Origin of the sequence: Pantoea sp. Mb-10 (assembly GCF_021272205.1) — a bacterium.
GTDB lineage: Bacteria > Pseudomonadota > Gammaproteobacteria > Enterobacterales > Enterobacteriaceae > Pantoea.
The window spans coordinates 184246-204867 of sequence record NZ_JAJSDX010000006.1; the positions used below are offsets into that span (position 1 = coordinate 184246).

Sequence of the window (20622 nt, forward strand, 5' to 3'; positions counted from 1 at the left end):
CCGCCTTGGATTACGTTTTGCGGCTTGCTGCCTCCAGCGCATTGACCACAATCGCTGGCGTCAGCACTTGTGGCAGCACCTTAGGTGGACCGCCATCCGCAGGATACACCAGATACATCGGCAAGCCGCCTTGACCAAACTCGCTCATGGCGTCTTCCACATCTGGATTAAATTTTGTCGAATCGGCGACCATATACACCGCGCCGGCTTTTGCCAGTGCCGCTTTCACCCTTGGCGTGGAGAGCGACGTTTTTTCATTCACCTGGCACGTTATACACCAGGCCGCGGTAAAATCGACAAAAATGGGTTTGCCGCGACCCCGCTGCGCGGCAACCGCTTGCGGTGTCCACGCCGTTTTCGTGGATGAGGCATCAGCCCGAACGGTTTGTGTTTCCTGCTGTTTAAGCACACCCGGCAAGGGAGCCAGCACCGCCACGACTAAGAGTGCGGTGACACCATAAAGGCCTTTGTACCCTTTCCCCGCCAAATGGCGATGCTGCGCCATGCCATAAAGCCAGCTGGCAAATGCCAGCACCACCGAGCCGGCCAACAACGTGGCCAGCGCGGTGGTGCCTGCCTGCTGCGCCAAGACCCAAAGCAGCCAGGCATAGGCGCCAAACATTGGAAAGGCCAGGCCGCGTTTTAGCGTGTCCATCCAGGCACCCGGACGCGGTAAAAACCGGGCCAAATGCGGAAAGAGAGAGAGCAGCGTAAAGGGCGCCGCAAACCCCAGCGCGAGCGCAAAAAAGATGACGAGTGCAACGGTCGGCGGCTGCACCAGCGCATAGCCGATGGCGCTTGCCATAAACGGTGCGGCGCACGGCGTGGCCACCACAATCGCGAGGGCCCCCGTCAACGCTGAGCGCAAGAACGCGCCGCGGTTTATCTCCAGCGCGCCCACGCGTTGTACAGCGAGACCCACCTCGAACACGCCCAATAAATTCAGCGCAGCGGCCAAAATAATGAGGGCCAGTAGCGCGATCACCAGCGGCGATTGCAGTTGAAACCCCCAGCCAACCGCCGCGCCGCCGGCGCGCGCGGCCAGCAATAGCCCGGCCAACGCCATCATGGCGACCACAACACCCAGTAAAAACCCCACCCCTTCACGCCGCGCGTGCGTGGCATTGTCCGTGTGCCGCAAAAGGCCAAGCGCTTTTAGCGAGATCACCGGAAAGACGCAGGGCATTAAATTGAGAATGATGCCGCCAATAAAGGCGGCCAGCATCGCAGTGAACATTGCTGGCCTCCGGTTTTATTGAATTTGCGGGTGGCTGCTGTCGTACTGTTTCACGGCCGCCATTGCTTTATCGATATGCGTTTCTGGATTGCGGTCGGTGTAGCTCAGCAGAATGTCACCGTCCGGCGCAATGACGTAAGAGGTGCGATCGGAAAGCGTTTTGCCTTTCATTTGCATCGTGGTTTGATACTGTGCAGCCACTTTTGCGCCCGGGTCAGCGGCCACCGCAAACTTGTCGCGACACTCCAGCTTAGAAAAATCGCTGACCTGCTCGGTATTCCCTGCGGTTACGCCAATGACGGTCGCGTGCATTTTGCTGAAATTGTCGGTGGCTTCGGCAAAGGCGTGCGCTTCTACCGTGCAGCCCGCGCTAAACGCCGCCGGGAAGAAATAGAGCACGACCGGGCCTTTTTGCAGCGCTTTTTGCAGCGAAAACGTGATGGGCTTACCCGCTAACGCGCCCTGAAGGGTAAAGTCAGGCGCCTTTGCGCCTACGGGCAACGCGGCGCTGGCGTGAAATGCGGTGGTAGACAGCGCCAGAGCCGCCGTCAGCGAAAGGCCGGTTACAAATTTTTTCACCTTTTTCATTCATCACTCCTGTCATTGCAATGCGTTGTTATTGAACTGTCTCACTCTTTCAGTACGCTGCAAGAGCAGGTAAAGTTTCGCTGCTCTAAAAAAAGTTTTCGTATCTGTTCATTAATTGTCAATGAGGCGAACTGAGATGGCTCATACAACAGGATGCGTGCTGCTCATGGCGGGATTATTCTTCTCTTTAACGGCGCTGGCTGCCCCGGTGAAACAGCCGGATGTGGCGACGCTGATCAATCAGCGACTTGCTTACATGAAGGACGTTGCAGGCTACAAAGCGGTCCATCACTTACCGATTGAGGATTTGGCGCAAGAAGACAAAGTGTTGGCCAGCTCGGTCAAAGAAGCCGAGTCGCTGGGGCTTGACGGCGACTCGGTTAAGCCTTTTGTCCAGGCACAAATGGATGCCGCAAAAGCTATTCAGTACCGCTATCGTGCTGACTGGCTTGCTTCGCCAGAGACTAACTGGCAGCCCGCGCCGTTGGATCAGGTCAGGGCAAAAATCGGGGTGTTGAGCAGTGAAGTGCTGCAGGGAATCAGCGCGCAGCTCCATCGCGGCGATCGCTTCACTCAGCAGCATGCGTTTATGAAAAGCCTTAACCAACCGCATCTCTCAGAAGCGGATAAACTGCGCCTTTGGAAAGCGTTACAGCGCATCACGCTGACGCACTAATCTTTTAGGCGCGCCAGCATGCGCAGCGTGTGCTCGAACAGGATGTCGACGATGCGCGGTGAAAAATCCGCCGGCAGGTGACGTACAACGCGCTCGATGGCGGGCGCGGTTTCAGCAACGAATTCATCAATAAGGCCAATCATTCGATTTTCACTGAATCCCACCTGTTTGGCGGTGGCAAGAAAATGACGCGGAAAAATCGTCTCGATCGCGTTTTTTCTGCCTTTACTGCCTTTAAGACTCATTGCCAGTTTCAAATCGCGCCGATGGAGCCCGGTGCCGCCCATTACGGGGTACACGGAAATGATGTCGTAAAACGGCGTCAGTCGATAGCCACCGCCGCGCTCAATAAACAGGGAAAAATTCTTGGCATGACCATCGGTCGCGCCAATCAGCCATTGGAACAGCTGAAATTTCATAAAAGTGGCGCGATCTTCCAGCGCCTGACGTGATCCCATCAGGAGTGCCATGATGTCGCTGATCCCCGGCCCCCCGTCAGATTCATACTTCATTGCCGAAGGGAGGCCAAAGGTTTGGCACATATCCTCCTGTGGCAAACGCAGCAGCTGCGTGCGCATGCTGTTCCAGCGCCGGTCAAAACGTTCCACCGCCAGTGCGCGGATCCCCTCCACCTGAATGATCTCGGCGTTGGGCACGGCAAACCCCAGCGCGTCTGCCAGCGCGAGGCAGACAAATTCGTTTTCCACGCTTTCACGCATATCCAACGTGGCGTAAGGCTGTTTGATTTCACCCATCGGCAGCTTGATGATGTGCGATGTCGCGGTGGCACCGTGCGGGATAGCCCAGCCGTTTTCAGTTTTTAGCAGGGCGGTTTTTTCCTGCGCGCCCGCGACTGAAATCCGGAAATCGCCGGCGTCGGTAATCATGCCCAGCGGAATATTTGACTGATAAGCGCTGAGTACGCGCGCCAGTTTTTCATGGGTTAAGGTTTCATAATCCAGCGTCGACGTCTGCGGCGGGTGTTCGGGTGGCAACAGCATCACGGCACCCACGCTGTCTTTACCGACTTCCCACAACAGGTCAAACGGCTGGCGCGAACGTGCCTGATAGCGTGCCACAATGCGCTCGCGCACCTGCGGGTTATCAGGCAATAGGTTATCGAAATAGTTGATGACCGCCGCGCCGGAGATGACCGGCTGCTGCAACGGCAGAGAGAGCGAAAGCGGCCGGGCCAAGCGGTGATCGAGCCAGCTCTCATGATATTGAAAACTGTGCGCCCCGTTTGTGTCGCGAAAGAGGGTGCCGACGCGCTCACCGTTCATCCATGCAACTAATTGCTGCTTCACCACTCATCCTCCTGCGCGGCCGCGCTGTTTTCTCGCACTTCCAGCGTCAACTCAAGCGACTGTAAGATCTTAAATAATGTGCTGAGCGTTGTGAGATCGGGATTGTTTTCAAAATGCGAGATGGTGGCCTGCTTTAGCCCGACTCGTTGTGCCAGCTGGCTTTGCGTCCAATGATTTTTTTGACGTAGCAGTTTGATATGACTCGCCAATTGGCGGGGGCTGTAAATCATCATGCGGCCTCAGGTTAGACTTATCCTCGACACAGGATAAAAGATAATTTATCCCCCAAGAAGGATAAAATCAATTTTATCCTTGGGTGGGGGTAAAAGTGTAAACGTGACGTCGTGCTCTACCTGCCGTCTGCAGAAGCGTATTTTCAACGTTAACATGGCGCACGTTGTACAGGATTTAGCATATTTTTGTACAACTTTTAAGCGAGAAACTAAGTCAAATTACTTCGTAAATACAATATGTTACTTATTTGTAAGCTTGGGTAAATAAAAGGGAGAGAGTAAGATTTCCGCGTAGAGGTATTTATTTTTATCATGGCTTTACGGTATAAATCTTTCACCACCAAACACCCCAGTGAAAACATTCCATGACCAAGATCGCGGCCAGTAAATTTTTTGTCTGCCTGTTAATGTGTGCACTGGCAGGATGTGCCTCCAAAACCGATCATCCGCCTGCCGATGAAAACATGGATATGTCAGCGGCGGAGGGTAAGCAGCCCGATTTAATTCCGGTCATCGCCGCGCTGCACGATCAAATGCACTCGTGGGAAGGTACGCGTTATCAGTGGGGCGGTACGCAGTTGACTGGCGTGGACTGTTCAGGTTTTGTCTGGCGTACGCTGAAAGATCGCTTCAATATTCCTATGGATCGCGTCACCACTCGAGAACTTATTGCCATGGGGCGTCCGGTGGACAAAACCCATTTACAGCCGGGCGACTTAGTTTTCTTCCGCATTAAGCATGAGTTACACGTCGGCTTTTACGATACCGATCAGCAATTTCTTCACGCCTCCGTCAGTCAGGGCGTGATGCGCTCCTCTTTGAATAATCCGTACTGGAAATCGGTTTATCTGGAAGCGCGTCGCTTATCGCGCGAGCAGAACTCTCAAATCAGCTTCAATTATAAAAACAAAGTCTGACCTAAGCGCCCCGGCCACGTCCGGGGATTTTTTTGTGCGATATTCTCTCATGCACCGTTGACAATCGCCTTGTTATTTTAGCAATATCTAAATTTAGAAATTGCTAAACTATTTTATGACGTCATTCAAAATAGACCCGCTTCAAGCAGACAGGGCGGCGGCGTTACTGAAAATGCTAAGTCATCCACAACGCTTGCTGATTCTGTGCATGTTAGTTGAACATCCCGATACTGAAGCCGGTGAACTGAGTCGAATGAGCGGCCTTAGCGCCTCTGCGGCCTCGCAGCATTTGGCGTTAATGAAATCGCAAGGGCTGATCGAAGGGGTGCGGCATGCACGCTTTATTCGCTATCACATCAAAGACAAAGCGGTTTTTGCCGTAGTGAAAACGCTAAAAACACTGTATTGCCCTGGAGACAACGATGCCGATTGAAACTGTTTCGCCTGCGGAAGCCTATGCGCGCTATGACCGCCACACGATGATGATTGATATCCGGGGCGAAGAAGCGTGGCGTCGCGAACATATAACAGGATCGCGCGCGGTCTCCCCTGAGCACCTGACGTCGGACGCGTTTAGCCGCGCGAACCTGCAGGCTACGGACACGGTGATCTTTCACTGTCAACGCGGCGTGCGAACGGAACACCTTTCGTCGCAGCTGGCTGCGGCGGTCTATCCTGCTCGCGCGGTCGTTATCGCGGGCGGGATCGAGGCCTGGAAAGCAGCGGGCTATGCCGTGAAAGAAGATCGTCATCAGCCTTTGCCGCTTATGCGACAGGTGCAGATTTGTGCCGGTGCGCTAACGCTTATCGGCACGATGGCGGGTGCATGTATTCATCCCGCTTTTTATGGCATTCCCGCTTTTGTTGGCGCGGGACTGATCTTCGCGGGCACAACTGGCTGGTGCGGCATGGCCAGATTGCTGGCCGCAATGCCGTGGAATAGCGCTACGCACAAAGCAAAAAAACGGCCCGCCTGCTAAACTCAATAACATCAATTTGCTGTGAATTAACGCTTTAAGCGTGAGAAAAGCGAGTCATTAAAGGCATAATTGCTGCCATATTATGCTTAAAAAATATGGTATTAATTCATCGATATCGATTATTTTGATAGTGACAACCGTGCCTGTGATGGCGCGGGTTAATTTGACTGGGCAAGGAGATTTACATGGGAAATAAGCTGCTACTGCGGCCCGTACCCGTTTGTAATAACGTCCGAGAATTGCGGCTGGCCGCAGGTATGTCGCAAGCGTCGGCCGCTGAGCGGTTCGATATGAGTTTGCGCGTCTGGCAGATGAAAGAAGCAGCGAAAAACGCTTCGCCCCTGAGTCAGGGGGAGTATGAACTTTTGCTTCTACTCGCCGGCGAGCATCCGCATTACCAGCTGCAAGCGCAGGCGAAAAAGTAGAGTATCACGGACGCCGCGCGCCTATCCGGCACGAAATTTCCAGCGCTCGGCAGCCTTATCGCACCCCAATGTAGGGCGATGAGCCGCTCTTCATGAGCCGGGTTGTGAACGCGTTTACGACGTATAGGCGACGGGATAAGCGCCCGAACAGGTCTTATTAACGGGCCTGGCGTGAGTGCGAACGCCAAACGGTGGCGCAGCAAGATTGGCGTGACAAATGCGTTGCGCTGGCTACTATGCTGTTTTGCTGAACGTCCAGGAGCGCACCATGTTCACAGGATTAAGTGCCTTTCCCATTACGCCCGTTAATGCCTCTGGCATTGATGAAGACGCCTTTCTTCGTCTGCTGGGACGCCTGACGCGTGCTAACGTTGATTCTTTAGGCGTGTTAGGGTCTACCGGCAGCTATGCGTGGTTCACCCGTGAACAGCGACGGCGCATTACCGAGTTGGCCGTGGCGCATGCGGAGGGGATCCCGGTGATGGTCAGTATCGGCGCGTTCAGCACCGACGCGATCTTGAGGCTGGCAGAAGACGCTCAGCAGGCAGGCGCGAGCGCGCTATTGCTGCCGGCGCTGGCTTATCAGGGACTCACGCAGGAAGAAGTGTACGGGCTATATCATGATGTAGCGCATGCGGTTTCGCGGCCGATTTGCGTCTACGACAACCCGCGCACCACTCACACGCAATTCTCTGACGCGCTTTACGCCCGTATCGCCACGCTTCCCAACATTGCGTCGTTCAAAATCCCCGGGGTGCCCGAGGCATTGCCTGCCGCGCAGCAGCGCATTGCGACACTGCGCGAGCAATTACCGGCCCATATTCGCCTTGGCATCAGCGGCGATCAGTTTGCCGCGACGGCGTTGCAGGCAGGGTGCGATCTGTGGTACTCCGTCTGCGCTGGCCTGTTTCCGCACACGGCGAAAGCGCTTTACGAGGCGGCCAAAGGCAACGGCGCTCAGTCAGCCGATGAGCAGGCGCAGCGGCTCGAACCTCTGTGGGCGCTCTATCGCAAACACAACGGCAGTTTGCGCGTGATGGCCGCAGCGGCCCACGTGCTGGGTGACGCCGACGCGGTGTGTTTACCGCGACCATTGCGGATGTTAACGGACGCGGACACCGCGGATGTGCGGCGCGTGATTACCGAACTCGGCCTTACCTAACCACCGTTAACCCTGGGTGCGGAACGTGTCACGCACACAGGGTTAAGACTCTCAGCGCATCATCCGGTATTATCTCCTCTGTGAAATCATCCCTTCGCGCTTAAGTTTTCTTCACGTCCGCTGTGCTAAATCGCCTTTTTCAAACGTCAATCTCTGCTGCTTCCTGTCGCGGGTAAACACGCAAATGCCGTGCGAATGCGACAAGAGTGCTTGATTCATCGGTCTGCGCACCGGGGGAGGTTGACAAGTATTTCATGGGTATTTTATTTCATTTTTTTTGAATAAGAATGGCAAATAACTCCGCTATTTTAGTGGCTAACTCAGCGCTATGATTTCTCACATCGAGGCAGACTGCCTCCTGGAAAACTAAATGATGAGGAATTAACCATGAAATCTATCAAAACTTTCGTTGCAGTTACGGCACTTTCTTTGGCCTCGTTTGGTGCTTTCGCACAAAGCATTTCTGTAGAAGCCTCAACCCTGGACGGCGCGGAAGCAAAAGTCGCCGCGATTGCGCAGCAGCAGGGTGCGCAGTACACCATTACTGAAGCCAACACCAACAACCGCGTTCATATGACAGCACAGCTGTATAAATAATTTGAAATATAATATCAGCACTAATAGTTAATATTGAAACTATAACCAAAGTTATTATATATCACATCGAAGGCGTGCAGCCTTCCTCAACTGAATACAAGGAATACGATCATGAAAACCACTAAAACATTGACCCTCGCTGCTGCCGCTGCCCTGTCGCTTCTGTCTGCTGCCAGCTTTGCACAAAGCGTTTCTGTAACGGCTTCAACGCTGGACGGTGCGGAAGCGAAAGTGGCCGCGGTGGCTCAGGAACAAGGTGCGCAGTACAAAATCACCGAAGCGAATACCAATAACCGCGTACACATGACCGCCGAACTGTACAAATAAGTTCTACGTGGATGCGTATTAAGGCCGCCTTCGGGCGGCTTTGCTGTTTCTACAGCTCACTCCTCTCCTGCTTTCATCAGCCTGCTTACGTGGGCGGAAAGTACCCGCTATTGATCATTTTTATCAGCCGCGCGTAAAAAAAACGGGCGCCAAAAGCGGCGCCCGCTGGGCTACAGCGCTAACTGTTTCTTCAGGCGCTGAATTTCTGCATGCCACTGCTTTTGCAACGCGGGCTTTTGATGCTTGGGCTTACGTGCGAGGTCCTGCTCCAGCTTGCTTTCAAGATCCAGCAGCGCGATCAACCCTGCATCTTCATCCTCAGCCTGTTGCTCTGGCGCAGTGGGAGACGGCGCATCACGGTATGTTACCGCCTGTTCAGCGCGCAAACGTGCGCTGACTTCGGCGAAATCGTGCCATTCACTGAGTTTCTCTCCCTCAATCAGCCAAAAGCGAGTACAGGTGCTGGCGACCAGCTGGCGATCGTGCGAGACCAGAAGTACGGCGCCGGCAAACGCGTTAAGTGCGTCGGCAAGTTCATCTTTACCTGTCATGTCGAGATGATTAGTGGGTTCATCCAGAAGCAGGAGCGAATAACGTGCCAGCGTCAATCCGACAAACAGCAAGCGTGAACGCTCGCCCCCGCTTAGCGAGGCGATACGCTGCGGGTGGCGCGACCAGGGAAAACCTGCGCTAATCAGCGCCATTTTGCGTTGCTCCTCGCTGAGCGGGGCGAACTGCGCCAGCGCCTCATTGAGCGTATGCGCATCGTTTAACTGATGCAGGCTCTGATCGTAATAGCCGATGCGCGCGCGGGGGTGAAACATGGGATGCTGTTGCTGGAAAGCGCGCCACAGTAGGCGGAGAAGCGAGGATTTTCCGCTACCGTTTTGGCCGACGATGGCGATGCGATCGCCGCTTTTCACCTGCATGTCTGGCATTGTGAACAGGGTTGGCGCATCAGCGTGCGGACGAACCGACATGGCAGGCAACGCCAGAACGCGATCGGCCTCCAGTGCTTCGCCCTGCAGCTGGAGACGCCACGGATGGATTTCGCCTAAGGTCGTTTGTGATGCTTTTAACCAGGCGGCGCGTTTTTCCATCTGCTGCGCTTTACGCGATAGCCCTTCATTGTCATAGGCACGGCCCCACACGGCGAGTCGTTTGGCGCTTTTCACCACGCGGTCAATCTCCTTTTGTTCGGCCTGAAAGCGCAAAGCATTGGCCTCATCTTGTGCGGCCAGCGATGCGCGCGCCGCCGAACAGGGCTGGCGAAACGCGTGAAGAGCGCCATCGCGCAGGATCCAGCTGCAATCAGTGACGTTGTCCAGCAAGGTGGCGTCGTGAGAAACCATGACAAAACTTCCGTTCCAGCCCGTGAGAAATTGCTCTAACCAGAGCAGGGTTGGCAGATCGAGATGGTTGCCAGGCTCATCCAGCAGCAGGAGGTCGGGCTGACGAATCAGCGCGCGGGCCAGCATCAGTCGCATATGCTGGCCGCCGCTTAGGGTGTCAGCGGTTTGCCGGAGCTGATGAGGAAGAAAGCCGAGCGACTGCAGCAGCGCTTCTGCTCGCCAGCCTTCGCTTACGCGTTGTGATAAAGGCAGCTTTTCCAGCACGCCCTCCAGCAGCGTTATCTGCTGCAAGTGGGGCGGAAGGTGTTGTTCTATGCGCGCCAGCAAACAGTGATTTGCCAGCGTGACGCTGCCGCGCGCGCCGTCGAGTTCACCGCTTAAAATCTTTAGCAGGGTACTCTTGCCGGTGCCGTTATCGCCCAGTAGGCCAATTTTATCGCCTTTGTGCAGGGTGAAATTGAGGTCGTTAAACAGCGGCCCAAAGGCGTTATCAAAGCCAATAGCCTGTGCAGAAAGAAGTGTGCTCATGTGCTTACTCGTGAGTTACAGGCGTGAAAGTGCCTGACGTCAATAACCGCTGACGACAACCCGGTAAGCCGGAGGAAGAGACAAAATGTTAGGGTTAACTTCGCTCAGGCGGATTATCGCAGCACGAATGCAGAGATAGCTGAGCGCGGCCAATCGCCATAAAAGTGTGAGTGAACATACAATTCACACGGGGGCATAGCGATCCTCCTTATTTTAAGTTGAGAGTAAACGGTGAGGCGATGATAGATCGTGCAAGGATGTTAAGCCAGTGTTAAATCGCAGCGCCGATGAGCGCTGCGATCCCCAAGCCCTTAGCGCTGGTTGACCCAGATCAGCTCGTCAACCGGGAAGCCAAGCGATTTAGCCAGCGCGAGGTAGCGCTGTTTGACGTCCTCGGGCACGGTGGGCTGGCGCGATAATATCCAGAGATAACCGCGATTGGGGCCGCTGACAAGGGCGTACTGATAATCGTCATCCAGTGCGATAACGTTATAGCCGCCGTAAAACGGCCCAAAGAAAGAAACTTTCAAGGCGGCGGTGTGGCGATCGCCCGTGAAGTACGCTTTACCTTCACTCTCGCTCCACGCTTTTTTCTTCACATCGTATCCACGATTCACCACCCCGATGCCGCCATCGCTGCGTTCGGTATAGGTTGCGGTAACGTGATCTTTACCGCGCTCAAAACGGTGATCGAGACGCGCAATTTCATACCACTTCCCTAAATAGCGGCTGGCATCAAAATGCGTAATGGGTTGAACACCGCGCGGCGGCGTGGGAGATTTACAGGCCACCAGCGTGACGGTTAATGCGGCCACGGCCGCGACAGGCCAAAGTTTCATTGCTGCTCCTTGTTTTCTTATCCGTTACCTTGCGGCAAGTCTCAGCACTGAGTATAGGCAATCACAGGTTATTCGCGACGACCGTCTGGCTGCGCGGAAGCCGCTTTTTCAGGTTCTGCCGGCACCAGCGGTTCGTCAATCGCCACCGTATGACCCGATTTGAGCAGCTGGATATCCATAATCACGTAAAGCATGGTGGTGATAAACAGTGAAATGACGCTGCCAATCACGCCGCTGGTGGTAAAGGTGAAAAAGTTGTACATCACCACCCACGTAATGCAAATGAACAGCGCTAGCGCAATGTGGATCGCCGACTGGGAGTAGTGCGTGGTGCGCGAGCCCATGCCGTGAATTTGCAGACTGAGGTTTTCTCCGCTGTATTTTTCCAGCACCCGAATGCTCTGCTCCCAGCTGTGCAGGCGACGTGCGCTGCTGCGGTTGGAAAACAGATAAAGCAGTGAAACAAACAGACCCGAAAACGCGATCAACACCGGGACGGCTTCCAGCGCCCAAGCCAGACTGCGATGGGTGGAAGCCTGTGGCGTCAGATCCAGCGTCAGGGATGCGCCCAGTGCGGTATAGAGAAAAACAAACAGCGCCAAAAACAGCGCGTTGCGCCGCCAGTCGAGGTCGGCTTCATGGCGCTTTTGCTGGCGGGCCACCTCCAGCGCCTGGCGAAGGCGCGGCGCGTCGTGGTCAATGTATTCAAGCGGCTCGCCGAGTAAGCCTTCTAAAAAGGGACGATCGGCGGCATCAAGAGGGGTTTGCATAAACATCCTGGTCATCAATACGTGATGCGTCAGTGTAGCGCAAAACGTAGTGAGAATGCGGTTGCGTTGGGCAAATCAATGCTGCGTGTGGCGACGAATTTTATCGCGATTGCGGAAAACATGTCTGACGTTATCAACGTCTTTAAGGATGATGGCATCGCGGCTAAAGGTTTGGATACTTTTTCGCACCTCCGCAATAGCCCGCTGGAGTGCGTGTTGGCGTTTGGGATCGCTTTCGCAAGACGCCATATCGTTCAGCTTATTGAGCAGCGCGGAATCCGATACCGAACCCGTTTCGAGTAATTGCAGTATGGCATCGCCCATCAGGATGTCGGTCAGTCGCTCTTCATCACTTCGGTATAAATTCATTCTCAGTACCTGTCTACGCTCGTCGGGTATCCTCGTTAGTGCATTGTTTCACGCGTCTCGCCGTTGGCATGAGGGGGATCACTCTACAGGCTGAGGTGAAAGTTATACAAAGCGTCGAAGCGCGTACAAGAATATGGCGTCATTACAGACGCATTTTTTTAGCAGAAAGTGCGAAAAAAATGCGGTGGGCGCTGTTTAGGAATGCTTAACCCGGCGTTCTGACACAGCGCTCTGCGTCGGCAGGAATGCAGCCGACGCGGAACGCAGGCGGTTAACGTCTTGTGCCTGCACTTTCGGCTTGCGTAGCCATCGTGTGTTCCAGCATCACGGGAATGCTCTTATAGGCCGGAATGCCACTTTTTGTGTCGTGACTGTCCAGCGGGACCATGATGTTTGCCTCCGGATAATAAGCGGCCACCGAGCCGGGCGCCATGTCATATACCACGACGGTGAGATTATTCATTCGCCGCTCGGTGCGATTTCCCTGTGGATCAAGCGCAATCATGTTCACGGTATCGCCAACGCGCAGACTGCGGCTCTCGGCTTCGTCAGCGGAAATAAACAGCACGTCGCGCCGCCCGCTAACGCCGCGGTAGCGATCGTTAAGGCCGTACAAGGTTGTATTGTACTGATCGTGACTGCGCAGCGTAGTGAGCACTAAATCGTGACATTGTAACGAGCGTGGATCTTCATTAATGCCTTCCATCACTTTGAACTGGGCCCGGCCGGTTGGCGTCAACCACTCGCGTTTTGCCGCCGCATTGTATAAATGGAAGCCACCGGGCTGCATCACGCGACGATTGAAGTCTTTAAATGCAGGAAAGACCGCCTCAATGGCATCGCGGATGAAGCTGTAATCGTTGACCATTTTGTCCCAGTTTACCCGCGTATGTGGCAGCGTGGCTTTTGCTAGCGCGGCGACCAGCGCGGGCTCTGATTTAAGGTGAGGCGAAACCGGCTTCAGTGCACCGCGTGAGGCGTGCACCATCGACATTGAGTCCTCTACCGTCACGCTCTGCTCACCCGAGCCTTGTTCGTCAATCTCCGTGCGGCCCAGTACTGGGAAAAGGTAGCTGTGTTTGGCCATCAGCAGGTGAGAGCGATTGAGCTTGGTGGCCATGTGCACCACCAGATCAAGCTTACGCATGGCGGCAAAAGTGGCTTGGGGATCGGATATCGCTTCGGCGAGATTCCCGCCCAGGCAGAGTAGCGCCTGTGATTTGCCCTCCTGAATAGCTTTGATCGCCGCAACCGCGCCGTGACCGTGACGCTGAGGGGGTTTAAACCCAAACACCTTTTCCAGGCTGTCCAGCAGGGTTTGCGACGGAATTTCCGTGATGCCCACGGTGCGATCCCCTTGGACATTCGAATGACCGCGCAGCGGGCAGATGCCGGCGCCGCGCTTGCCAATATTACCGCGCATTAAAAGCAAATTGGCGATTTGCTGCACGTTTTGCGTCCCGTACTGATGCTGGGTGATGCCCATGCCGTAACAAATAATGGTGTTTTCTGCCGCCGCATAGAGTCGGGCAATATTCTGGATCTCTGCTTTGTCCATGCCGGACACTTTCAAAATGTGCGGCCAATCGGTGTTATTCAGATCCTGCTTGAGTGCGTCAAATCCCTCGGTGTGTTGCTGAATAAACGCTTCATCCAGCACCGGCTTCTCGCCTGCGGCAATTGCCTCCTCGTGCATGGAGAGCAAAATTTTCATCACGCCTTTCAGCATGGCCGCGTCTCCCCCCACGCGCACTTTGTAATAGGTAGAGGCGAGCTGAGTGGAGCTCATGGAGAGCATTTCAATCGGACTCTGCGGTGAGGTAAAACGCTCCAGTCCGCGCTCGCGCAGCGGATTGATCGCCACAATCGTGGCGCCGCGCTTCGCCACGTCACGGAGGGTCGCCAGCATGCGCGGATGGTTAGTGCCGGGATTATGCCCGATGCACAGCACCAGATCGCAATGATCAAAATCGTCGAGCTGAACGGTGCCTTTGCCGACGCCAATGGATTCAGGCAGGCCCACGCTGGTGGGTTCGTGGCACATATTGGAACAATCCGGGAAGTTGTTGGTGCCGTATTCCCGCGCAAACAGCTGCCATAAAAACGCGGCTTCATTCGATGCCCGGCCAGAAGTATAAAACTCCACGCTGTCGGGATCCTCGTAGCTGCGCAGCCGTGCGCCAATTTCAGCAAAAGCGGTTTCCCATTCAATGGGCTGATACGTATCGCTGGCCGCATCGTATTTCATCGGATGGGTCAGGCGGCCTTCGCCCTCAAGCTCGAAGGCATTACGCTGCCAGAGCTCGGTCACGGTATGCGCGGCAAAAAATTCCGGCGTGGTGCGTTTGCTGGTGGCCTCCCAAGAGACGGCTTTCGCCCCGTTTTCGCAGAACTCAAAGGAAGAGGTATGTTGCGGGTCAGGCCATGCGCAGCCGGGGCAATCAAAACCCTGCGGCTGGTTAACTTTGAAGAGGGCGATGGCATCTTGCTTCAACGCCATCTGGCGGCGTACCGCATCGGCAACCGCTTTAAGTGCGCCCCAGCCACCTGCCGATCCGCCATAGGGGGCAATGCCAATATTACGATTTCGTTCTTTCATTACGCCTTACCTTACTGTTTTCGTTCTTTTTAGCCTGGGTCAGGCTGCGGGGTTCGCAAGCGCAGGGGCAGCTGTGAGGCGTTTTTATGTTTTCAGAATGTTACGGCGCTGCGGTCGAATCGTGCGTTTTCGGCAAGTGCCTTTATGGGCAGCGGCGGGATGCGCTATAACAATGACGTTAATGATTATGCGCAACGCGAGGTCTGTATGAAGGTAGAACAAAGCGCCACGGACAGCGCTGACTGCTGTATTGTGGGTGCCGGTCCGGCAGGATTGATGTTGGCGTATCTGCTGGCCCGCGCGGGGCTGCGCGTCACGGTGATTGAAAAGCACGCGGATTTTTTACGCGACTTTCGCGGCGATACCATCCACCCGTCAACGCTTGAAATCATGCACCAGCTGGGCTTGCTTGAGGAATTACTCACGCTGCCACATCAGCGGGTAGAAAAGCTGGAGGCGGAGATCGGCGGGCAGAAGATCACCCTGGCGGATTTTTCTCGCCTGCCGGTCACGTGCCGCTTTATCGCTTTTATGCCGCAGTGGGATTTCCTTACTTTTTTGGCAGAGAAGGCCGCCGCCTTTCCCGGCTTTACGCTGATGCACTCCACGCGCTTCGAGCAGCTGGTCTATGACAACAACGGGCTGAGCGGCGTGGAGATCAAACGCGGCAGCGATACCCTGATGATACGCACGCGATTGGTGATCGGGGCCGATGGCCGCCATTCGCGGGTACGCGCGGCCGCCGGGCTCACCAGCCAAAGTTTCGGGGCACCGCGTGATGTGGTGTGGTTCCGGTTGAGCAAACAACCCGGCGATCCGAGCTTGGGCGTCGGCCATAATGGACCGAAGCAGAATATGATTTTAATTGACCGCGATGACTACTGGCAGTGCGGTTATAGCATTGAGAAGGGCCAGTTCGAGGGGCTAAAAGCGGCGGGGTTGCCTGGCTTTAAAGCGATACTGGCTGAGGCGATACCGTTTAACGCAGAAAGACTGGCGGAAGTGGATGACTGGGACCAGCTTAAACTGCTGTCGATCCGTATCGATCGCTTAGATGCGTGGATGAAGCCGGGGATTTTATGCATTGGCGATGCCGCACATGCCATGTCGCCGATTGGCGGCGTGGGGGTGAATCTGGCGATTCAGGATGCGGTTGCAGCGGCCAATGTGCTTATCCGCCCGCTCAGACGAGGCAAGGTTACGCTGCGCGATTTGCGGCGGGTACAGAAGCGTCGACAATTCCCCACCGTGGCAACGCAATTTTTGCAGATTAAAATGAGCGGACGTAAACGTCAGGGACGCCCGTCCGGTAAAATGCCGAAGATGATTGGCCGTATGCCGTTTTTGCGCTATCTGTTTGGCCGCTTAATTGGGCTGGGGTTTCGCACCGAACGGCCAAAATACTGAGAGTGGAAAAGAGGGCCAGGCAGGCGCCAAACGCCTGCCTGCACGATCAGTGACGCAGACGATAAATATCGGCGAAGTAGAGAAACCCTTTTTTCTCACGCTGCGCGGCGAGCCGCGCTTTCTCTTGGTCGGTCAGCAGCGGTTCCGACATCAACTGGTCAATGAATGCATCACGCACGTGCACTTCCATATACCAATCGCCGGTATAGCAATTTTTAAGCGCGCCTTTATCAATGTCTTTTGCGCGGTAAGACGGATTGATATGGAAAAAAAAGAAAAAATTACACACGGCAAAAATAGCGCCGCACACCACATACTCCGTCATGCCGAACGAGTCCGAATAGATGAGCAGCGCCATGGTCAATATGAACAGCGCCCACATGAGGCCAAATAAGCCGGGATACTCTTTGATAAACGACGTATCAAAATAGGGCCGGTCGTTACGCTTTTCTGCAAGATTAATTCTGTCCAGCTCAGCTTGTAAAACATCATCCAGGGTATTACGCATTTTACCGCCTCGGTTATCTCTTCCTTAATGTGCAACGCCGTAAGTTTAACAGATCTTATCCCTGCGCCGGGCTCACCTTTTCAGCACCTACGCTGACGATTCACGCCGCGGCGACGCTGCGCGTGTAGACCACCAGCAGAGCAGCGATCCCACGCTCACCATTGCTGCTCCCTGCCAGAATGATAACGGCAGCGGCGTCTGCAGCATAACGGCGGCCAGCAGCGCGGAAAGCACCGGAATGAAATACGACGCAGCGGCCAACAGCGTAACGTTACCGTGCAGAATGCCGGTATTCCAGGCCGCATAGCCACCGCCCATCGCCAGCGCGGCAAAAATCAGACACAGCCATGTGCGCGGAGAAGGCGCAACGAGAGGTTGGGGCGAGAACAAAAAGGTGAGCCACAACGCTAAGGCGGTCAGCACAAAAAACAGCGTAATGCCGTTACATCCCTGCGCCATTTTTTTCGTTACCACACAATAGATCGCCCAAATCATCGCGCCGCACAACGCCAGCCCGAAGCTCAACGGATTATCCATGATATTTTCGTGCATATCGTGCCATGAGAATCCATGGTCAGCGGCCAGTACGCGACATATACCGATCACCGCAAGCAGCAGACCGGGAACCATCAGCAGACTCACTTTTTGCCGATAAACCAGCACGGTCAGCCCGATGGTCATTCCCGGCCACAGATAGTTCACCATGCCCACCTCAATGGCCTGCTGGTGGGAGTGGGTAAAACCCAGCGACAGCGACAGACAGATCTCATACAGCACGAACAGCGTGCTGCCGAGCACCAGATAGGCGCGAGGGAACGTTCTCAGATTGGGTAGCCCCACGGTTAACGCCAGGATAACGGCGCTGGCGCTGTAAATCAGCGCGGCTCCGGCAATGGGGCCAACGCCGTCGCTGACGCTTTTAATCAATCCGACGAGCGTACTCCAGAGAAAAATGGCGAACAGTCCCGTTAGGGTGGCGCGTCGCTGCATGGTGATGACTCCCTTTTGCGTTGAGTGAGGACCGCCGCCTCACCGCGATGAAATACGCCCAGCAGACGCGTCAAGGCGCTCGACGATGAGCAGAAGGCGATTTCAGCCTGAAATCGCCAGCCTGACGCGTTTTATTGCGGATGGCTCCCTTACCGTCACACAGCGTTAAGTTAATTTTAATCTTTGCCGGGTAAAGTGGCTTCATGTTTAACCGAGGTTAAACATGATCGGTATCCTCTCGCTGCTACAGAACTTCAGACCAAAGTCTGCGTCTGACAGGCAGTGCGTTATCCTGCTGGAGTGCTCGTTTGTTAAGACTACTTTTTTTGCTCATCGGCGGCCCAGTGCTGCGAAAACTCGGTCCGTGGCTAACGGCGCTGGGTTTTCTGAGCGCATCTGCGAGCCTTGGCATCGCGTCTGACCTCCTACAGCACGGTAATTTGTCATTTCCGCTGCATGTGCTGGCCGTGTTTTTGACGATCGAAGGTCTGGCAGAGGCGCTGAGCGCCATTTATTCGCCCTCGGGCATTGCCTGGCCACTTCTGGCCAAATCGGCGATGTTAATGTTGTTCAGCGCGGCGGTGTATCTGGCACCGCATGATAGCAGTTTGCCGATTTTTATGGTGTTTGCGCTGATCTTCTTACTCGACGGTGGGTTTCGCATTATCGCCTGCTGCCTGATCCGCTGCCGCCGCTGGCGTCACAAGCTGACATTGGGCGTTGCGGAGATGCTGTTGTGTGTGATGATCGCCACCCGCTGGCCGTTACCGCCTCACGTTATTGTGCCACTGTGCTTCGCGTTTTTACTGGCCGGTTGGGCGCTAACGCTGTTGAGTATGGCGCAGCAAATCCGCAATTTACCGGAACACAGCAGCGTGGCCGCACTGCCGTTATTCACGCGCAAAGGGCTGCGCGCGCCGCACGGCTTCGACTATGTACATCCGCCGCTGACCGCGCAAACGGCAAGCACGCCGCTGAATATCTACATATGGACGCCGCTGGGGTCGGGTGCCGTGCGTGGACGTCGACCGTGGTTTGACCGTTGGGTCGCGGCCATCGATCATCACGGTAACGTGTCCACCGGGCATACCTCGCTTGAGATGGGCGAGGCACTTTACATCAGCTTTTATCCGGTGAACGATGTGTCGATAAACCTGCGGGGCTTTCTGCAAACGCTGCGGGGCAGAGAAGAGTTTGACGTGCCGGGTTTTCACCGTGCCTCGCTGGAGCAAGAGATCAAAGCGCTTTATCGCCCGGACAAGCGCTTCAGCTTCGTTCATTACAATCAGGTTGCGCTGCGTAATTTCTGGTTAAGCAATGCGTCAGATACCCGCTATAACCTGACTTCACGCAACTGTTCGACGCATGTGATTCAGGCGCTGGATGTGGCCACTGAAGGAGTGCTCGGGACGCAGGGGCTAAAAGGCTTTCGGGTGCTTTTCAATCCTGATTTTTGGTTGCTGAGCCTGATTCGCAGCCGCGCAGAGGGCATGACGTGGACGCCGGGCCTGGTCATGGACTATTGCATGCTGCTGCGGCGAGTGATGGAAGCCGCAGGCGGCCATGGCCACTATGGCAGAACCCTGAGCTGGATCAACAGGGCCATCAAACGCCGCTGGCTCACGCAGGAACCGGCGCAGCGATCTGCCGAGAACACCAAGTGATGTCTCGCGCCGGAGCAGGGCGACGCTCACTTATCGCTATAAGGACAAGGGCGCTTAGCGTTTGCTACTATACGCGCGCGGCAGCGCGAGGTGGTGCCGCATTTTCCCTTTAAAAGCGGTCAGGTTATACAACCGACGCGAGTCTGGAGTCAGAGCGGTCATGTTGCACGATGTAGGAATTATTAATTTATGGACGTTTTTGGCCGGCGCGCTGGTCATTATCTTGCTGCCCGGTCCCAATAGTCTGTATGTGCTGCGAACCGGCATGAGCCGGGGGCCACGCGCTGCGTCGCGCGCGATTGCCGGCGTGCTGCTCGGGGATATCTTTCTGATTATTCTTGCCTGGGCGGGCGTCGCCACCCTGATTCGCACCAGTCCGACGCTTTTTATGGTAGTGAAATATTTGGGCGCGCTGTTCCTTCTCTATCTTGGCATCAAGATTATTTTAGCGGCCTTCCGCCAGCAGAGCCGTCAGGCATCTGAGCAGGGGGTAAAAGAAGAGAATTACTTTGTGCGCGCCATTCTGCTGGGCTTTACCAATCCCAAGGCCATCTTGTTTTATGTCTCGTTCTTTATTCAGTTTATTGATCCCAACGTGACGCATACCGGACCGGCTTTTGCCGTGCTGGGCGCGATGATTCAAATGATCAGCCTCAGTTACTACACGACGTTGCTGTTTGCGGGCAGCCTGATGGTGCGCTTTCTGCGCCATCGCACCCGTCTCGTGAAGCTGGCAAACATGCTGACAGGCATGCTGTTCTTTGGCTTTGCGGTGCGCCTGGTAAGCGCCCAGAGCTAAGCGGAGTGTGATGATGTGCAGCGTCATTACGCCCTTCTCGAAAGCGGGTAAGTGGCCAAAAGTGCGGGAGAAAGGCGGGAAGGGCCAGCTATGCTCCGGTTTAGCCGTCAAATTCTGAAGGATTTTCCAGGAAAAAGGCCCGCTTGCGCGGGCTAAGTCTCTCAGAGCAGAGCTAATTTCGTACGCAACACGTGTGCTGTGTTACGCTTTCATCATAACGTGCTGGTACTAAATCGTGGCACGCTTGATCAGATTACTGCAATAGGTTGCGCCTTCGCTTATCTCGATGCTAAGCATTGTTGTGCGCAGCCATACGGCATCAAGCCTGTGGCTGACCGACTGGACCTT

22 protein-coding genes are annotated in these 20622 nt (G+C 55.0%); 11 read left to right on the forward strand and 11 right to left on the reverse strand.

Features of this window, described 5'->3' with window-relative positions; all coding sequences use genetic code 11:
• Positions 1–10 precede the first annotated feature (10 nt).
• On the reverse strand, positions 11–1237 hold the full coding sequence (locus LU196_RS14180; RefSeq protein ID WP_232760339.1) for a protein-disulfide reductase DsbD: 1227 nt from the start codon (positions 1235–1237) through the stop codon (positions 11–13).
• A gap of 15 nt (positions 1238–1252) precedes the next feature.
• Positions 1253–1825: a peroxiredoxin gene (locus tag LU196_RS14185; RefSeq protein WP_232760340.1), complete on the reverse strand. Its 573-nt coding sequence runs from the start codon at positions 1823–1825 to the stop codon at positions 1253–1255.
• Positions 1826–1961: 136 nt separating this feature from the next.
• Between LU196_RS14185 and LU196_RS14190 the strand changes: the two genes are divergently transcribed.
• Positions 1962–2501, forward strand: a complete 540-nt coding sequence (locus tag LU196_RS14190) for a chorismate mutase (protein ID WP_232760342.1) — start codon at positions 1962–1964, stop codon at positions 2499–2501.
• Here the strand turns inward: LU196_RS14190 and LU196_RS14195 are convergent.
• Positions 2498–3808, reverse strand: coding sequence for a type II toxin-antitoxin system HipA family toxin (locus tag LU196_RS14195; RefSeq protein ID WP_370641003.1), 1311 nt, complete (start codon positions 3806–3808; stop codon positions 2498–2500). The genes LU196_RS14190 and LU196_RS14195 overlap by 4 nt on opposite strands.
• Positions 3805–4038, reverse strand: coding sequence for a type II toxin-antitoxin system antitoxin HipB (gene hipB, locus LU196_RS14200; protein ID WP_232760554.1), 234 nt, complete (start codon positions 4036–4038; stop codon positions 3805–3807). Before hipB ends, LU196_RS14195 begins: the two co-directional genes overlap by 4 nt.
• A gap of 368 nt (positions 4039–4406) precedes the next feature.
• On the opposite strand from hipB, the gene LU196_RS14205 reads away from it, so the two are divergent.
• The 7 genes from LU196_RS14205 (at position 4407) to LU196_RS14235 (ending at position 8449) form a co-directional block, all read left to right on the forward strand.
• Positions 4407–4958 carry a C40 family peptidase gene (locus LU196_RS14205; protein WP_232760343.1) on the forward strand — a complete coding sequence of 184 codons (552 nt, stop codon included), beginning with the start codon at positions 4407–4409 and terminating at the stop codon, positions 4956–4958.
• A 115-nt stretch (positions 4959–5073) separates the two neighbouring features.
• Positions 5074–5391 (forward strand): helix-turn-helix transcriptional regulator, encoded by a 318-nt coding sequence (locus LU196_RS14210; protein WP_232760344.1) that lies wholly within the window; start codon positions 5074–5076, stop codon positions 5389–5391.
• Positions 5381–5938, forward strand: coding sequence for a rhodanese family protein (locus LU196_RS14215; protein ID WP_232760345.1), 558 nt, complete (start codon positions 5381–5383; stop codon positions 5936–5938). Before LU196_RS14210 ends, LU196_RS14215 begins: the two co-directional genes overlap by 11 nt.
• A gap of 185 nt (positions 5939–6123) precedes the next feature.
• Positions 6124–6363: a transcriptional regulator gene (locus LU196_RS14220; RefSeq protein WP_232760347.1), complete on the forward strand. Its 240-nt coding sequence runs from the start codon at positions 6124–6126 to the stop codon at positions 6361–6363.
• Between the two features lie 268 nt (positions 6364–6631).
• Positions 6632–7525 (forward strand): dihydrodipicolinate synthase family protein, encoded by an 894-nt coding sequence (locus LU196_RS14225; RefSeq protein WP_232760349.1) that lies wholly within the window; start codon positions 6632–6634, stop codon positions 7523–7525.
• Positions 7526–7912: 387 nt separating this feature from the next.
• Complete coding sequence (locus tag LU196_RS14230) at positions 7913–8122, forward strand: YdgH/BhsA/McbA-like domain containing protein (protein WP_232760351.1); 210 nt, start codon at positions 7913–7915, stop codon at positions 8120–8122.
• A gap of 111 nt (positions 8123–8233) precedes the next feature.
• Entirely contained in the window at positions 8234–8449 is a 216-nt protein-coding gene (locus LU196_RS14235; protein WP_232760353.1) for a DUF1471 domain-containing protein, read from the forward strand.
• Between the two features lie 170 nt (positions 8450–8619).
• On the opposite strand, the gene LU196_RS14240 is transcribed toward LU196_RS14235, so the two are convergent.
• From LU196_RS14240 to LU196_RS14260, 5 genes are all read right to left on the reverse strand, one after another.
• A complete protein-coding gene (locus tag LU196_RS14240) occupies positions 8620–10329 on the reverse strand; it encodes an ABC-F family ATP-binding cassette domain-containing protein (RefSeq protein WP_232760355.1) in 1710 nt (569 codons plus the stop codon).
• A gap of 311 nt (positions 10330–10640) precedes the next feature.
• On the reverse strand, positions 10641–11168 hold the full coding sequence (gene blc, locus LU196_RS14245) for an outer membrane lipoprotein Blc (RefSeq protein WP_232760357.1): 528 nt from the start codon (positions 11166–11168) through the stop codon (positions 10641–10643).
• 68 nt (positions 11169–11236) lie between these two features.
• Positions 11237–11938 (reverse strand): hypothetical protein, encoded by a 702-nt coding sequence (locus LU196_RS14250; protein WP_232760359.1) that lies wholly within the window; start codon positions 11936–11938, stop codon positions 11237–11239.
• Between the two features lie 75 nt (positions 11939–12013).
• Positions 12014–12307, reverse strand: coding sequence for a hypothetical protein (locus LU196_RS14255; RefSeq protein ID WP_232760361.1), 294 nt, complete (start codon positions 12305–12307; stop codon positions 12014–12016).
• A 271-nt stretch (positions 12308–12578) separates the two neighbouring features.
• On the reverse strand, positions 12579–14906 hold the full coding sequence (locus tag LU196_RS14260) for an FdhF/YdeP family oxidoreductase (protein WP_232760363.1): 2328 nt from the start codon (positions 14904–14906) through the stop codon (positions 12579–12581).
• Positions 14907–15113: 207 nt separating this feature from the next.
• On the opposite strand from LU196_RS14260, the gene LU196_RS14265 reads away from it, so the two are divergent.
• A complete protein-coding gene (locus tag LU196_RS14265; RefSeq protein ID WP_232760364.1) occupies positions 15114–16313 on the forward strand; it encodes an FAD-dependent oxidoreductase in 1200 nt (399 codons plus the stop codon).
• A 46-nt stretch (positions 16314–16359) separates the two neighbouring features.
• Here LU196_RS14265 and LU196_RS14270 read toward each other — a convergent pair whose 3' ends face one another.
• The gene (locus LU196_RS14270; protein ID WP_232760366.1) at positions 16360–16821 is read right to left on the reverse strand and encodes a YlaC family protein; all 462 of its coding nucleotides are present in this window, start codon (positions 16819–16821) and stop codon (positions 16360–16362) included.
• A gap of 87 nt (positions 16822–16908) precedes the next feature.
• A complete protein-coding gene (yddG, locus tag LU196_RS14275; RefSeq protein WP_232760369.1) occupies positions 16909–17811 on the reverse strand; it encodes an aromatic amino acid DMT transporter YddG in 903 nt (300 codons plus the stop codon).
• A 308-nt stretch (positions 17812–18119) separates the two neighbouring features.
• On the opposite strand from yddG, the gene LU196_RS14280 reads away from it, so the two are divergent.
• Positions 18120–19475 (forward strand): hypothetical protein, encoded by a 1356-nt coding sequence (locus LU196_RS14280; RefSeq protein WP_232760371.1) that lies wholly within the window; start codon positions 18120–18122, stop codon positions 19473–19475.
• Positions 19476–19635: 160 nt separating this feature from the next.
• The gene (leuE, locus tag LU196_RS14285) at positions 19636–20274 is read left to right on the forward strand and encodes a leucine efflux protein LeuE (protein WP_232760373.1); all 639 of its coding nucleotides are present in this window, start codon (positions 19636–19638) and stop codon (positions 20272–20274) included.
• Positions 20275–20622 lie beyond the last annotated feature (348 nt).